The 14,652-nt window shown below is 72.8% G+C and carries 13 protein-coding genes; 11 read left to right on the forward strand and 2 right to left on the reverse strand.

Features of this window, described 5'->3' with window-relative positions; translation table 11 throughout:
* Positions 1 to 285 precede the first annotated feature (285 nt).
* Positions 286 to 1,449: a cysteine desulfurase family protein gene (locus ACWGN5_RS40485; RefSeq protein WP_453523623.1), complete on the forward strand. Its 1,164-nt coding sequence runs from the start codon at positions 286 to 288 to the stop codon at positions 1,447 to 1,449.
* Here ACWGN5_RS40485 and ACWGN5_RS40490 read toward each other — a convergent pair.
* Complete coding sequence (locus ACWGN5_RS40490; protein WP_453523653.1) at positions 1,442 to 2,116, reverse strand: N-acetylmuramoyl-L-alanine amidase; 675 nt, start codon at positions 2,114 to 2,116, stop codon at positions 1,442 to 1,444. The genes ACWGN5_RS40485 and ACWGN5_RS40490 overlap by 8 nt on opposite strands.
* Positions 2,117 to 2,177: 61 nt before the next feature.
* On the opposite strand from ACWGN5_RS40490, the gene mnmA reads away from it, so the two are divergent.
* The gene (gene mnmA / locus ACWGN5_RS40495; RefSeq protein ID WP_453523626.1) at positions 2,178 to 3,323 is read left to right on the forward strand and encodes a tRNA 2-thiouridine(34) synthase MnmA; all 1,146 of its coding nucleotides are present in this window, start codon (positions 2,178 to 2,180) and stop codon (positions 3,321 to 3,323) included.
* Here mnmA and ACWGN5_RS40500 read toward each other — a convergent pair.
* Positions 3,320 to 3,862 (reverse strand): alpha/beta fold hydrolase, encoded by a 543-nt coding sequence (locus tag ACWGN5_RS40500; protein ID WP_453523629.1) that lies wholly within the window; start codon positions 3,860 to 3,862, stop codon positions 3,320 to 3,322. The genes mnmA and ACWGN5_RS40500 overlap by 4 nt on opposite strands.
* 77 nt (positions 3,863 to 3,939) lie before the next feature.
* Here ACWGN5_RS40500 and ACWGN5_RS40505 point away from each other — a divergent pair, with 77 nt between their 5' ends.
* The 9 genes from ACWGN5_RS40505 (at position 3,940) to gatB (ending at position 14,479) form a co-directional block, all read left to right on the forward strand.
* The gene (locus tag ACWGN5_RS40505) at positions 3,940 to 4,479 is read left to right on the forward strand and encodes an LOG family protein (protein WP_453523632.1); all 540 of its coding nucleotides are present in this window, start codon (positions 3,940 to 3,942) and stop codon (positions 4,477 to 4,479) included.
* Between the two features lie 7 nt (positions 4,480 to 4,486).
* Positions 4,487 to 5,185, forward strand: coding sequence for an SDR family oxidoreductase (locus ACWGN5_RS40510; RefSeq protein WP_453523635.1), 699 nt, complete (start codon positions 4,487 to 4,489; stop codon positions 5,183 to 5,185).
* 2 nt (positions 5,186 to 5,187) lie between these two features.
* The gene (locus tag ACWGN5_RS40515; RefSeq protein WP_453523639.1) at positions 5,188 to 6,186 is read left to right on the forward strand and encodes a methionine synthase; all 999 of its coding nucleotides are present in this window, start codon (positions 5,188 to 5,190) and stop codon (positions 6,184 to 6,186) included.
* Positions 6,187 to 6,201: 15 nt separating this feature from the next.
* The gene (gene ligA / locus ACWGN5_RS40520; RefSeq protein WP_453523641.1) at positions 6,202 to 8,382 is read left to right on the forward strand and encodes an NAD-dependent DNA ligase LigA; all 2,181 of its coding nucleotides are present in this window, start codon (positions 6,202 to 6,204) and stop codon (positions 8,380 to 8,382) included.
* A gap of 319 nt (positions 8,383 to 8,701) precedes the next feature.
* Positions 8,702 to 10,816 carry a putative bifunctional diguanylate cyclase/phosphodiesterase gene (locus ACWGN5_RS40525; protein WP_453523643.1) on the forward strand — a complete coding sequence of 705 codons (2,115 nt, stop codon included), beginning with the start codon at positions 8,702 to 8,704 and terminating at the stop codon, positions 10,814 to 10,816.
* A gap of 94 nt (positions 10,817 to 10,910) precedes the next feature.
* Entirely contained in the window at positions 10,911 to 11,207 is a 297-nt protein-coding gene (gene gatC, locus ACWGN5_RS40530) for an Asp-tRNA(Asn)/Glu-tRNA(Gln) amidotransferase subunit GatC (RefSeq protein WP_056567875.1), read from the forward strand.
* Between the two features lie 6 nt (positions 11,208 to 11,213).
* Positions 11,214 to 12,713, forward strand: a complete 1,500-nt coding sequence (gene gatA / locus ACWGN5_RS40535) for an Asp-tRNA(Asn)/Glu-tRNA(Gln) amidotransferase subunit GatA (protein ID WP_453523647.1) — start codon at positions 11,214 to 11,216, stop codon at positions 12,711 to 12,713.
* 5 nt (positions 12,714 to 12,718) lie between these two features.
* A complete protein-coding gene (locus tag ACWGN5_RS40540) occupies positions 12,719 to 12,952 on the forward strand; it encodes a hypothetical protein (protein ID WP_189800629.1) in 234 nt (77 codons plus the stop codon).
* A 15-nt stretch (positions 12,953 to 12,967) separates the two neighbouring features.
* Positions 12,968 to 14,479 (forward strand): Asp-tRNA(Asn)/Glu-tRNA(Gln) amidotransferase subunit GatB, encoded by a 1,512-nt coding sequence (gene gatB, locus ACWGN5_RS40545; protein WP_453523650.1) that lies wholly within the window; start codon positions 12,968 to 12,970, stop codon positions 14,477 to 14,479.
* The last annotated feature ends 173 nt before the right edge of the window (positions 14,480 to 14,652 follow it).

A 14,652-nucleotide genomic window follows, 5' to 3' on the forward strand; every position in this document is an offset into this window, starting at 1 on the left:
CCGCGTTCCGCGCCCCGACCCGCACCCACTGTGGCGGCGTGCATCCGGTGCGGGTTCAGGCGCGGAAGCCTCTGGCGCCGGCAAGGGCGCCGTCCGTTGTGCCCACCCGTTCCGCCCCGGCGGAACGCATGCCCACAACGGGGTGGGCGCCGCCCACAACGGGGTGGGCACCGTCCCGGCGGGGCGCGGGCCCACAGCGGGGCGCGGGTGGGAACCGGCCGTTTTGGGGGGCCCGACGGGCCGGGCGGCGGGCGCGGACCGGCGGGCTCGTAGAATCGACCCACCATGGCTTACCTCGACCACGCCGCGACCACGCCCATGCTCCACGAGGCGATCGAGGCGATGACCGCCCAGCTCGCCGTCACGGGCAACGCCTCCTCCCTGCACGCCGCCGGACGGCGGGCCAGGCGGACCGTCGAGGAGGGCCGCGAGACGCTCGCCGCCGCGCTCGGCGCGCGGCCGAGCGAGGTCGTCTTCACCTCGGGCGGCACGGAGGCCGACAACCTCGCCGTGAAGGGCCTGTACTGGGCCCGCCGCGACGCCGACCCCCGCCGCACCCGCGTCCTGGCCAGCCCGGTCGAGCATCACGCCGTCCTCGACGCCGTCGACTGGCTCGCCACCCACGAGGGCGCCCGGGTCGAGTACCTGCCCGTGGACCACCACGGCCGCGTCCACCCGGACGCGCTCCGCGAGGCGATCGCCCGCGACCCGGAATCCGTGGCCCTGGCCACCGTGATGTGGGCGAACAACGAGATCGGCACGATCATGCCGGTCCGTGAACTCGCCGAGACCGCCGCCGAGTTCGACGTGCCCCTGCATGCCGACGCCGTCCAGGCCGTGGGTCAGGTCCCGGTCGACTTCGCCGCCTCCGGCCTCGCCGCGATGACCGTCTCCGGCCACAAGATCGGCGGCCCCTACGGCATCGGCGCGCTGCTCCTGGGCCGCGAGTACACCCCCGTACCCGTTCTGCACGGCGGCGGTCAGGAGCGGCACGTCCGCTCCGGCACCCTCGACGTGCCGGCCGTCGACGCCTTCGCCGTCGCCGCCCGGCTGGCCGCCGAGCGCCAGGAGGAGTTCGCCCGCGAGGTCGGCGCCCTGCGCGACGAACTCGTCATCGCCGTCCGGGCGCTCGTGCCGGACGCGATCCTCGGCGGCGACCCGGTCGACCGGCTGCCCGCCAACGCCCACTTCACCTTCCCCGGCTGCGAGGGCGACTCCCTGCTCCTGCTGCTGGACGCGGCCGGCATCGCCTGCTCCACCGGCTCCGCCTGCACGGCCGGCATCGCCCAGCCCAGCCACGTCCTGCTCGCCACCGGCACCGACCCGGACCTGGCCCGCGGCACCCTGCGCTTCTCCCTCGGCCACACCTCCACCAAGGAGGACGTGGCGGCGGTGGCGGCGGCCATCGGCCCGGCCGTCGAGCGGGCCAGGACCGCCGGCCTCAGCTGAGCCGGGAGCGCGCCTTCCGCACCAGCGCCAGGTACCGGTCCCAGTCCCAGTGCGGACCGGGATCGGTGTGGTCGGTGCCCTCGACCTCGACGTGCCCGATGATGTGCTCCCGGTCCACGGGTATCCCGTACCGCGCGCATATGTCGGCCGCGAGCCGCGCCGAGCCCTCGTACATCGCCGCCGTGAAGTCCTGCGGCCGGTCGACGAAGCCCTCGTGCTCGATGCCGATGCTCCGCTCGTTCATGTCGCGGTTCCCGGCGTGGAAGGCCACGTCGAGCTCCCGGATCATCTGCGCCACATGGCCGTCCTTGCGGACCACGTAGTGCGCGGCGGCCCCGTGCGCCGGGTTCTTGAAGACCTTCAGGGCGGAGGCGTAGCTGCCCTGGACGACATGGATCACGATCCGGTCGATCGTGTAGTCGTCCGGCCGGTCGGCCCGCCGCCAGTTCGCCCGCGCCGCCGACGTCCACTCGGCGCCCTTGTGGTCCAGCTCCCCCTCGACCCGCTTCTTCTCCATCCCCGGCAGCCGCCACCACAGGCGCCCGAGATCGTCCCTGGCCAGCGCGACCGTGCCCACCGCGGCGGCCGCGCCGCCGATCAGCACGGCCCGCCGCCCCACCCGCCGGCCGCCGGCGCCGCTCCCCGTGTCCTTCGACTTGCTCCCCATGCCGGGGAGAACGCTCACTACCGCGACCGCGGTTCCCGGCGCCCCGTACCCTGGTAGCGCTATGACTCAGACTCCGCCCCAGCGCCCCCACGCCCGCCCCCTCCGGGTACTTGCCGCCATGTCCGGCGGAGTGGACTCCGCCGTCGCCGCCGCCCGCGCGGCCGAAGCCGGTCACGACGTCACCGGCGTGCACCTGGCCCTCTCCGCGAACCCGCAGTCCTTCCGTACCGGAGCGCGCGGCTGCTGCACGATCGAGGACTCGCGCGACGCGCGCCGGGCGGCCGACGTGATCGGCATCCCGTTCTACGTGTGGGACCTCGCCGAGCGGTTCCGCGAGGACGTCGTCGACGACTTCGTCGCGGAGTACGAGGCGGGCCGCACCCCCAACCCCTGCCTGCGCTGCAACGAGAAGATCAAGTTCGCGGCGCTCCTCGACAAGGCGCTCGCCCTCGGCTTCGACGCGGTCTGCACCGGGCACTACGCCACCGTCGTCCTGAACGAGGACGGCACCCGCGAGCTGCACCGGGCCTCCGACATGGCGAAGGACCAGTCGTACGTGCTCGGCGTGCTCGACGAGAAGCAGCTCGCGCACGCGATGTTCCCGCTCGGCGACACCCTCACCACCAAGGACGAGATCCGGGCCGAGGCCGAGCGGCGCGGGCTCGCGGTCGCCAAGAAGCCCGACAGCCACGACATCTGCTTCATCGCCGACGGCGACACCCAGGGCTTCCTCGCCGCCCGCCTGGGCAAGGCGGAGGGCGACATCGTCGACGAGGCCGGCACGAAGGTCGGCACCCACGAGGGCGCGTACGGCTTCACCATCGGCCAGCGCAAGGGCCTGCGGATCGGCCACCCGGCCGCGGACGGCAAGCCCCGCTACGTCCTCGACATCTCGCCCGTGAACAACACGGTCACCGTCGGCCCCGCCGAGGCCCTCGACGTCACCGCCCTCACCGCGATCAAGCCCCGCTGGTGCGGCACCGCCCCCGAGGGCCCGGGCCGCTACACCGCCCAGCTCCGCGCCCACGGCGGCGAGTCGCCGGTGAGCGCGGCGATGGAGGACGGCGAACTGAAGGTCGTCTTCGAGGAGCCCGTCCGCGGCGTGGCCCCCGGCCAGGCGATCGTCCTGTACGACGGCACGCGCGTGGTGGGCTCGGCGACGATCGCGTCGACCACGAGGCGTGCGACCGCACCGGCCACCGCCTAGACCGGCTCGTCCAGGAACTCCTCCAGGACCGGGGCCAGGACGTGCGGGGCCGCCTCGTGCGTCTGGCCCGTGAGGGTGCGGTGCCGGGCCCGGGGGAGGGCCGCCGTCAGGGCGCGGGCCGCGCGCCGGGTCGCCGCCGGGCTCGCGCCCCCGTCGACCACGAGCACGCGCGCGTGGACCGCCGCCACGAGCCCGTCCGCGAGCGGCTCCGGCTCGTACACCGACAGCGCGCCCACCGGGAGCCCGGCCGCCGCCCCCGCGAGCGCCAGGACGCCGCCCGCCTCCGTGCCGTGCACGGCCGCGCCAGGACCCGCCGCCTCCAGGACGGCCGCCAGGTCCTCGATCTCCCGCTCCACCTGGACGGGCCCGCGCCGCCGGTACGTCACGACGGAGAAGCGCCGGGCGAGCAGCCCGGCGAGCACCCGCCCGCCCCCGTCGGCGCCGCCGACCAGCACGACGGCCCGCCCGTGTCCGTACCGCTCGTACGCGATCTCCGTACCGTCCCGCGACACGACCCGGCCCCTGCTCATCTCGTCCATGGCAGGGCAGACCGGGGCCGCCGCCGGAACTCATCGCCGCCCGCCGGACTTTTTCCGCGACCGCCTACCGTGGGCCCATGAACATCTGCGTCTTCCTCTCCGCCGCCGACCTCGACGAGCGGTACACGGCCGCCGCGCGCGACTTCGCCACCCGTCTCGGGAAGGCCGGTCACACCCTCGTCTGGGGCGGCTCCGACACCGGCCTCATGAAGGTCGTCGCGGACGGGGTCCAGGACGCGGGCGGCCGCCTCGTCGGCGTGTCCGTCGACTTCCTCGCCCACAAGGCCCGCCCGGACGCCGACGAGATGGTCGTCGCCGGGGACCTGGCCGAGCGCAAGGCACTGCTCCTCGCCAAGTCCGACGCGATCGTGGTCATGGTCGGCGGCACGGGAACCCTCGACGAGGCCACCGAGATCCTGGAGCTGAAGAAGCACGGCAAGCACTCCAAGCCGGTCGTCCTCCTCAACACGGCCGGCTTCTACGACGGCCTGAAGGCCCAGTTCCAGCGCATGGAGGCGGAGGGCTTCCTGCCCCGCCCCCTCGCCGAACTCGTCTTCTTCGCCGAGGACGGCCCGACGGCCCTCGCCCACCTGGAGGCGGAGATCGCCGCCCGCTGATGCGAGCATGGTGCGCATGGCTACACATGTGATCACCGGAGCGGGTTCCGGCATCGGCGCGGCCGTCGCGCGCCGCCTCCACGCGCGCGGGGACGAACTCGTGCTCCACGCGCGCGACGCGGGGCGCGCGAAGGAGCTCGCCGCGCAGTTCCCCGGCGCGCGGACGCTCGTCGGGGACCTCGCCGATCCGGACCGGCTGTCCTGGGCGTTCTCGCACCAGAGCCTCCCGGACCGGGTGGACAGCCTGCTGCACATCGCGGGCGTCGTCGACCTCGGCCCGATCGGGGAGCTCACCCCGAAGACCTGGCACCACCAGCTGAACGTCAACCTGGTCGCCCCGGCCGAGCTGACCCGCCACTTCCTGCCCCAGCTGCGGGTCTCCCAGGGCCACGTCGTCTTCGTGAACTCGGGCGCCGGGCTCAACGCGCACGCCGAGTGGGGTGCGTACGCCGCCTCCAAGCACGGCCTCAAGGCGCTCGCGGACTCCCTGCGCCACGAGGAGCACGCGAACGGGGTCCGGGTGACCTCGGTCTACCCGGGCCGCACCGCCAGCCCCATGCAGGCGAAGGTCCACCAGCAGGAGGGCAAGGAGTACGACCCCTCGAAGTGGATCGACCCCGAGTCCGTCGCGACGGCGATCATCACCGCGATCGACCTGCCGCGCGACGCCGAGATCAACGACCTCACCGTGCGCCCGGGGCGGTAGGGGTGGAAGAGAACAGGCTGTGGGGTTCCGCCACCGGCGTCGGGTCCCTGCCCGGGGGTGACGCCCGTGAGGCCGCCAAGACCGCGACCGGGTCCTTCGAGGACTTCCCCTTCCTTCCGGAGCTGCCCGCGCGCGGCCCCGGCGCCGACATGATCGGCCGGACCATCGGGATGCTCGTCGACCTGTACGCGCACGTGGAGCCGAGCGGCTGGCGGATCAGCGACCGGCCGGGCCGTGACACCAAGCGGGCGCGTTCCTGGCTCGGCGAGGACCTCGACGCCCTGGAGGAGTTCACCCAGGGGTACGAGGGCCCGCTCAAGGTCCAGGCCGTCGGCCCGTGGACGCTCGCCGCGGCCCTGGAGCTGCGCGGCGGCGAGGCCGCCCTCGGCGACGCGGGCGCGTGCAGGGACCTGGCCGGCTCGCTCGCCGAGGGCCTCCACACGCATCTCGCGGAGCTGAGGAAGCGCGTCCCGGGGGCGCGCCTCGTCCTCCAGCTCGACGAGCCCTCGCTCATCGCCGTACTGCGCGGGCAGATCCGTACCGCCAGCGGCTACCGCACCCACCGGGCCGTCGACCGGCAGGTCGTGGAGAGCGCCCTGCGGGACGTGATGGCCGTCCACGACGGGCCGGTGATCGTCCACTCCTGCGCCCCGGACGTCCCGTTCGCACTGCTGCGGCGGGCCGGCGCGGCGGGCATCTCGTTCGATTTCTCGCTCCTCACCGAACGTGACGAGGAGCCGATCGGCGAGGCCGTGGAGGCCGGGACGAAGCTCTTCGCCGGTGTGGTGCCGTCCACCGACACGGCATTGTCCGACCCGGGCGGTAGCGTCATGGGTGTCAGGACGCTGTGGCGCAGGCTGGGGCTGAATCCGGGGACTCTCGCCGAGTCCGTCGTGGTCACCCCCTCGTGCGGGCTCGCGGGTGCTTCGCCCGCCTACGCCCGGGCGGCGCTCGCCCACTGCGTCAGAGCGGCACGGTCGCTCGCGGACAACCCTGAGTAACGGGAGGACGAAACGGTGGCAGTCGAACAGGGGGCCCTGCCCGCCGAGGCACGGGAGAAGCACGCCGAGCTGGCCGAGCAGGTCGAGGAGCACCGCTTCCGGTACTACGTGAAGGACCAGCCGGTCATCAGCGACGGCGAGTTCGACAAGCTCCTGCGCGCCCTTGAGGCGCTGGAGGAGGAGTACCCGGAGCTGCGGACTCCGGACTCGCCGACCCAGAAGGTCGCCGGGCAGTACGAGACCGACTTCACCTCCGTCGAGCACCGGGAGCGCATGCTCTCCCTGGACAACGCCTTCGACGAGGAGGAGCTCGCCACCTGGGCCGAGCGCGTCGCGCGGGACGTCGGCACCCCCGACTACCACTACCTGTGCGAGCTGAAGGTCGACGGCCTCGCGGTCAACCTCACCTACGAGCACGGCCGGCTGACCCGCGCCGCCACCCGCGGCGACGGCCGCACCGGCGAGGACATCACGCCCAACGTCCGGACGATCGCCGACATCCCGGAGCGCCTCCGGGGCGACCGCATCCCGGACCTGGTGGAGATCCGCGGCGAGGTCTACTTCCCGATGGAGGCCTTCGAGGGGCTCAACGCCCGCCTGGTGGAGGCCGGCGACAAGCCCTTCGCCAACCCGCGGAACGCGGCGGCCGGTTCGCTGCGGCAGAAGGACCCGAAGGTCACCGCCTCCCGCCCGCTCCACATGGTCGTCCACGGCATCGGCGCCCGCGAGGGCTTCGACATCTCCCGGCTCTCGGAGACGTACGAGCTGCTGCACGAGTGGGGCCTGCCCACCGCCCGGCACAACAAGGTCGTCGACTCGCTCGCCGGCGTACGGGAGTTCATCGCGTACTTCGGGGAGAACCGTCACTCCGTGGAGCACGAGATCGACGGGGTCGTCGTCAAGCTCGACGAGATCCCGCTCCAGGGCCGGCTCGGCTCCACCGCGCGCGCCCCGCGCTGGGCGATCGCCTGGAAGTACGCGCCGGAGGAGGTCAACACCAAGCTGGTCGACATCAAGGTCGGCGTCGGCCGCACCGGGCGCGTCACGCCGTACGCGCAGGTCGAGCCGGTGACCGTGGCCGGCTCCGAGGTCGAGTTCGCGACCCTGCACAACCAGGAGGTCGTGAAGGCCAAGGGCGTGCTCATCGGCGACACCGTCGTGCTGCGCAAGGCCGGAGACGTGATCCCCGAGATCCTCGGGCCCGTCGCCGACCTGCGGGACGGCACCGAGCGGGAGTTCGTGATGCCCGCCGAGTGCCCGGAGTGCGGGACGCCGCTGAAGGCGATGAAGGAGGGCGACATCGACCTCCGCTGCCCGAACGCCCGGACGTGCCCGGCCCAGCTGCGGGAGCGGCTCTTCTTCCTCGCAGGGCGCCAGTGCCTGGACATCGAGAACTTCGGTGCGGTGGCGGCGGCGGCGCTGACCCGTCCCCTGGAGCCGGCCGAGCCGCCGCTCCTGGACGAGGGCGACCTCTTCGACCTCACCATCGAGCAGCTCCTCCCGATCAAGGCGTACGTCCTCGACCCGGACAGCGGACTGCCCCGCCGCGATCCGAAGACCGGCGAGGAGAAGATCGTCACGGTCTTCGCCAACCAGAAGGGCGAGCCGAAGAAGAACGCGCTCGCGATGCTGGAGAACATCGCGGCGGCGAAGACCCGTCCGCTCGCCCGCTTCATCAACGGGCTCTCCATCCGGCACGTGGGGCCGGTCGCGGCCGAGGCGCTGGCCCGTGAGTTCCGCTCCCTGGAGCGGATCGAGCAGGCGAGCGAGGAGGAGCTGGCGGCCGTCGACGGCGTCGGCGGGATCATCGCGGCCGCCGTGAAGCAGTGGTTCTCCGAGGAGTGGCACCGCGAGATCGTGCGCAAGTGGCGCGCCGCCGGGGTCTCCCTGGAGGACGAGGGCGCCGGGGAGGACGAGGGGCCGCGTCCGCTGGAAGGGCTGACGGTCGTGGTGACCGGCACCCTGGAGAAGTTCACCAGGGATGGCGCAAAAGAGTCGCTCCAGACGCTCGGAGCGAAGGTGACCGGTTCCGTTTCGAAGAAGACCAGCTTCGTGGTGGTCGGTGAAAACCCTGGTTCGAAATACGACAAGGCGATGCAGCTGAAGGTTCCGGTTCTGGACGAGGAAGGCTTCTCCGTCCTGCTCGAACAGGGGCCCGAGGCGGCTCGGGAGGCTGCGGTGCCCGTCGCCGAGTAGCCCGCGGGCGGCCGCCGGAAGCTCACCCGTTCGGCGCATATCAGATCGTTACGGGTGGCCGGGTCGCATTCGGGCAAGAGAGGGAGAGCGCTGCCCGTCCGAGCCCTCGGCGGCCTAGTGTGGTGACCGTGCGTCCAGTCCTGCACGCCCGCGCGAGGGCTCTGCCGGTCATGGCGTCAGGACAACGGCACCGTGACTCCGGGACGGCCGCCCGACAGCGGCCGCACGCCGGACGACGGACGGGGCCGGAGGACGTACGGCCGCGGCCACCGCGGCCCATCGCACACCGACGGCACCGCCGCCTGTGAGAGGGACGGGAATGGAACCGACCGAGAGCGCCGCCCCGGTCCCACGGCCGCACGGCCGTGTGGTCCCCCTGGGCTTCCCCTCCCGGCTGCCCGCAGCCGTGGTGGGCATCGCCGCCGTCGTGCTCGCCGCCGGGCTCCAGCGAGCCCTCAGCGGCGGCCACGGACTCTTCCCCGGCGGCGTCGCCGGCTGGTCCCTCGCCGTCCTCACCGGCCTCATCGTCGGCCACCTGGTCGCCCTCGGCCGGGACCGCTGGTGGGGCGGCACCGGCTCCGGCGCCGCCCTCACCCTCGCCGTCCTCCTCCTGTACGGCTGGGTGCCCGCCGGACTCGTCTCGCTGACCGTCGTCGCCCTCGTCGGCGCCACCCGCCGGCACCGCTGGCGCCAGGGGCTGCTGCACGGCGCCGCCGACGTCCTCGGCGTCGGCGCCGCCGCCCTCCTCCTCGCGCTCTTCGGAGACGTACCGACCGTCGACCGGCCCTGGCAGCCCCTCGACTGGACGATCGGGGACCTCCCGGAAATCGTCCTCGCCGCCGCCGGCTACCTCGTGGTCACCCGCCTCCTCCTGTGGTACACGCTCGCCCCCCAGGGCCGCGGACTGCCCACCATCGCCCGCACCGCCCTCCTGAGGCAGGGCCTCGTCGCCGTCGCCCTGCTCGGCATCGCCCCGCTTCTCTGCGTCGTCGCCGCCACCCGGCCGGTCCTCCTGCCGCTCTTCGCCGTCCCCCTCATCGCCCTCGACTCCACCCTCTGGATCGCCCGCGCCCGCGCCGAGGAACAGCTCCGCGACCCGCTCACCGGGCTCCCGAACCGCCAGTGGCTCCTGGAGCGGGCCTGGACCGCCCTGGAGGAGGCCGAGGGCGAGGGGGCCCGCGCCGCCCTCGTACTCATCGACCTCGACCGCTTCCGCTCGGTCAACGACACCCTCGGGCACCTCGCCGGCGACCGGCTGCTCCTCCAGATCGCCGAACGGCTCCGCCTCGCCCTGCCCCGCGGCGCCGAGGCCGCCCGGCTCGGCGGCGACGAGTTCGCCGTCCTGCTGCCCACCGCCGACTCCACCACCAGCGCCCAGCGGGTCGCCCGGCACCTCGTCGCCGAGCTCTCCTCCCCGCTCGACCTCGACGGGCTCACCCTCGTCCTGGAGGCCAGCGCGGGCGTCGCCGTCTTCCCCGACCACGCCCTCGACGCCGAGGGCCTGCTGCGCCGCGCCGACGTCGCCATGTACCAGGCCAAGCGCGACCGCACCGGCGTCGAGGTCTACGAGTCCAAGCGCGACTCCAACACCCCCGACCGGCTCGGCCTGCTCGGCGACCTCCGCCGCGCCCTGGACGCCGGCGAGGTCGAACTCCACTACCAGCCCAAGGTCCGCTTCGACGGCCAGGTCGCGGGCCTCGAAGCCCTCGTCCGCTGGGTCCATCCCGAGCGAGGGAAGGTTCCGCCGGACGAGTTCATCGCCATCGCCGAGTCCTCCGGCCTGATGCCCCACCTCACCGAGTACGTCCTGGAGACCGCGCTCGCCCAGGTCGCCGTCTGGCGCGCCCAGGGCCTCAACGTCCCGGTCGCCGTCAACGTCTCCCCGCGCGACGTCCACACCCCCGGCTTCGCCGGCGCCGTCGCCGCCCGCCTGGCCCGCCACGGCGTCCCGGCCGGCGCGCTCCAGCTGGAGATAACGGAGCACGTGCTCCTGGAGGACCCCCAGCGGGCCGCCGACACGCTGAACGGCCTCACCGGCCACGGCGTCAAGATGTCCCTCGACGACTTCGGCACCGGCTACTCCTCCCTCGTCCATCTGCGCCGGCTGCCCGTCAGCGAACTGAAGATCGACCGCTCGTTCGTGGCCCGGCTCGCCGTCGACACCGAGGACGCCGAGATCGTCCGCTGCACCGTCGACCTCGCCCACTCGCTCGGCCTCCTCGTCGTCGCCGAGGGCGTCGAGGACGACGAGACCTGGGAGCGCCTGCGCGACCTGGGCTGCGACGCCGTCCAGGGCTGGCTGGTCGCCGCCGCGATGCCGCCCGGCGAGGCCACCGCCTGGCTCCTGGCCCGCGGCGAGCACGGCTGGCGCCGCCCCGCCGACATGGCCGAACCCGTCGATCTGGACCAGCCCTCCGGCCACGTCGTCCAGTGACCCGGCCCCTCCGGGGGCAAACCGTTTCACGGGCAGAGCCACCGGCCCCATAGGATTGGGCCAACACCATCAAGCTCACCCCGTGAGGATCCGCATGCCTGGCATCACGCGCGAGGAGGTCGCCCACCTCGCACGGCTGGCGCGTCTGGAGCTGCGCGGCGAAGAACTCGACCACTTCGCCGGTCAGCTCGACGACATCATCGGCGCGGTCGCCCGCGTCGCCGAGGTCGCCGACCAAGACGTACCGCCGACCTCCCACCCGCTGCCGCTGACCAATGTCATGCGCGCGGACGAGGTCCGTCCGTCGCTCACCCCCGAGCAGGCGCTCTCCGGCGCCCCGGCCCAGGAGCAGCAGCGTTTCAAGGTGCCGCAGATCCTGGGGGAGGACTAAGAAGTCATGACGGACAACACCATCATCAAGCTCACCGCGGCCGAGATCGCCGGAAAGATCGCCGCCGGCGAGCTGACCGCCGTCGAGGTCACCGAGGCCCACCTCGCCCGCATCGAGGCCGTCGACGAGAAGGTCCACGCCTTCCTGCACGTCGACCGCGAGGGCGCCCTCGCCCAGGCCCGTGCCGTGGACGAGAAGCGGGCCCGGGGCGAGAAGCTCGGCCCGCTCGCCGGTGTGCCGCTCGCGCTCAAGGACATCTTCACCACCGTCGGCATGCCGACCACCGTGGGTTCGAAGATCCTCGAGGGCTGGATCCCGCCGTACGACGCGACCCTGGTCAAGAACCTGAAGGCCGCCGACGTCGTCATCCTCGGCAAGACCAACATGGACGAGTTCGCGATGGGCTCCTCCACCGAGAACAGCGCCTACGGCCCGACCGGCAACCCCTGGGACCTCACCCGGATCCCCGGCGGCTCCGGCGGCGGCTCCTCGGCCGCCCTCGCGGCGTACGAGGCCCCGCTCGCCATCGGCACGGACACCGGCGGCTCCATCCGCCAGCCCGCGGCCGTCACCGGCACCGTCGGCGTCAAGCCGACCTACGGCGGCGTCTCCCGCTTCGGCATGGTGGCCTTCTCCTCCTCCCTGGACCAGGGCGGCCCCTGCGCCCGTACGGTCCTGGACGCGGCCCTCCTCCACGAGGCGATCGCCGGGCACGACCCGCTCGACTCGACCTCCATCGACGCCCCGGTCCCGCCGGTCGTCGAGGCCGCGCGCAACGGCTCGGTGGCCGGCATGCGCGTCGGCGTCGTCAAGCAGTTCCGCGGCGAGGGCTACCAGGCCGGCGTCGTGCAGCGCTTCGACGAGTCCGTCGAGCTGCTCACGTCGCTGGGTGCCGAGATCGTCGAGCTGGACTGCCCGACCTTCGACCTCGCGCTCTCCGCGTACTACCTGATCGCGCCGTCGGAGTGCTCCTCCAACCTGGCCCGCTTCGACGCCATGCGCTACGGCCTGCGGGTCGGCGACGACGGCACCCGTTCGGCCGAGGACGTCACCGCCCTCACCCGTGAGGCCGGCTTCGGCGACGAGGTCAAGCGCCGCATCATCCTCGGCACGTACGCGCTCAGCTCCGGCTACTACGACGCGTACTACGGCTCGGCGCAGAAGGTCCGCACCCTCATCACCCGCGAGTTCGAGAAGGCCTTCGAGGAGGTGGACGTCATCGTCTCCCCGACGACCCCCACCACCGCCTTCCCGATCGGCGAGCGCGCCGACGACCCGATGGCGATGTACCTCGCGGACCTGTGCACCATTCCGACCAACCTGGCGGGCAACGCCGCCATGTCGCTGCCCTGCGGCCTCGCGCCGGAGGACGGCCTCCCGGTCGGCCTGCAGATCATCGCCCCCGCCATGAAGGACGACCGGCTGTACAAGGTCGGCGCCGCCGTCGAGGCCGCCTTCGTGGAAAAGTGGGGTCACCCGCTGCTTGAGGAGGCTCCGTCGCTGTGAGTGCCATGGCAAAGAAGGCCAAGAACTTCAAGAAGTCGAAGACCGGCATCTACGTGTCGCTGGCGACCACCGCGTTCGGCGCCGTCAGTGTCGCGAAGCAGGCCAAGCTGGCCCGCAACGACCACGACGTGCTGCGGCTGATCGACTCCGCGGTGTCCGCCGCCGCCATCGTCACCGGCCTCGCCATCCTGTACCGCGAGCTGAAGCGGCTCGGCGACGACGACGTCCTGCTGGGCTGAGAGGGAAGTTCCACCGTGACTGTCACTGAACTGCTGTCGTACGAGGCGGCGCTCGCCGAGTACGACCCCGTCATGGGCCTCGAGGTCCATGTCGAGCTCGGCACCAAGACGAAGATGTTCTGCGGCTGCTCGACCGAGCTGGGCGCGGAGCCGAACTCGCAGACCTGCCCGACCTGCCTCGGCCTGCCCGGCTCGCTGCCGGTGGTCAACGCGATCGGCGTCGAGTCCGCGATCAAGATCGGTCTCGCGCTGAACTGCGAGATCGCCGAGTGGTGCCGCTTCGCCCGGAAGAACTACTTCTATCCGGACATGCCGAAGAACTTCCAGACCTCCCAGTACGACGAGCCGATCGCCTTCAACGGCTACCTGGACGTCCAGCTGGAGGACGGCGAGGTCTTCCGCGTGGAGATCGAGCGCGCCCACATGGAGGAGGACACCGGCAAGTCCACCCACATCGGTGGCGCGACCGGCCGCATCCACGGCGCCTCGCACTCGCTGCTCGACTACAACCGGGCCGGCATCCCGCTCATCGAGATCGTCACCAAGCCGATCGAGGGCGCGGGCGAGCGGGCCCCCGAGGTCGCCAAGGCGTACGTCGCCGAGCTGCGCGAGCTGATCCGTGCCCTGGGCGTCTCCGAGGCGCGCATGGACAAGGGCCAGATGCGCTGCGACGTGAACCTGTCGCTGCGCCGGAACGGCACCAAGACCTTCGGCACCCGCTCGGAGACGAAGAACGTCAACTCGCTCCGTTCGGTGGAGCGGGCGGCGCGCTTCGAGATCCAGCGCCACGCGGCCGTCCTGTCCTCCGGCGGGACGATCGTGCAGGAGACCCGTCACTTCCACGAGGACGACGGCACCACCACCTCCGGCCGCATCAAGGACAACGCCGAGGACTACCGGTACTTCCCGGAGCCCGACCTCGTCCCCGTCGCCCCGGCCCGTGAGTGGGTCGAGGAGCTGCGTGCCGGTCTGCCCGAGCTGCCCCGCGTGCGCCGCAACCGGCTCCGCGAGGAGTGGGCCGTCTCCGAGCAGGAGATGCAGTCCATCCTCAACGCCGGCGCGGTCGACGCGATCGTCGCGACCACCGAGGCGGGCGCGGACGCGGCCTCGGCCCGCAAGTGGTGGATGGGCGAGCTGGCCCGCAACGCCAACGAGAAGGGCGTCTCCCTGGAGGAGCTGCCCATCACGCCGGCGGACGTGGCCCGGGTCTCGGCCCTGGTCGCCGGTGGTGACCTCAACGACAAGCTGGCCCGTCAGGTCATCGAGGGCGTCCTCGCCGGCGAGGGCACCCCGGACGAGGTCGTCGAGAAGCGCGGTCTGAAGGTCGTCTCCGACGACGGCGCGCTCGGCACGGCGGTCGACGAGGCCATCGCGGGCAACGCGGCCATCGCCGACAAGATCCGCGGCGGCAAGGTCGCGGCGGTCGGCGCCCTGGTCGGCGCGGTCATGAAGGCCACCCGTGGCCAGGCGGACGCGGCGAAGGTCAAGGACCTGATCCTGGAGAAGCTGGGCGTCAGCGAGGGCTGATCCCGGTCTCGTACGGAGTGCTCGTACGGAGCGCTTGTACGGCTCAAGGGGGCGGCCCCCCCCCCGCGTTGCCGGTGGGGGCCGCCGGTTTTGGGCGGGTGGGGGGGGCGCAGAAACCGGAGACCCAGCTCCTCGGCCGGAGCCGCACGGAGCAGGCCCCCGCCCCCAGGGCG

This window comes from Streptomyces sp. NPDC055815, from assembly GCF_053616475.1.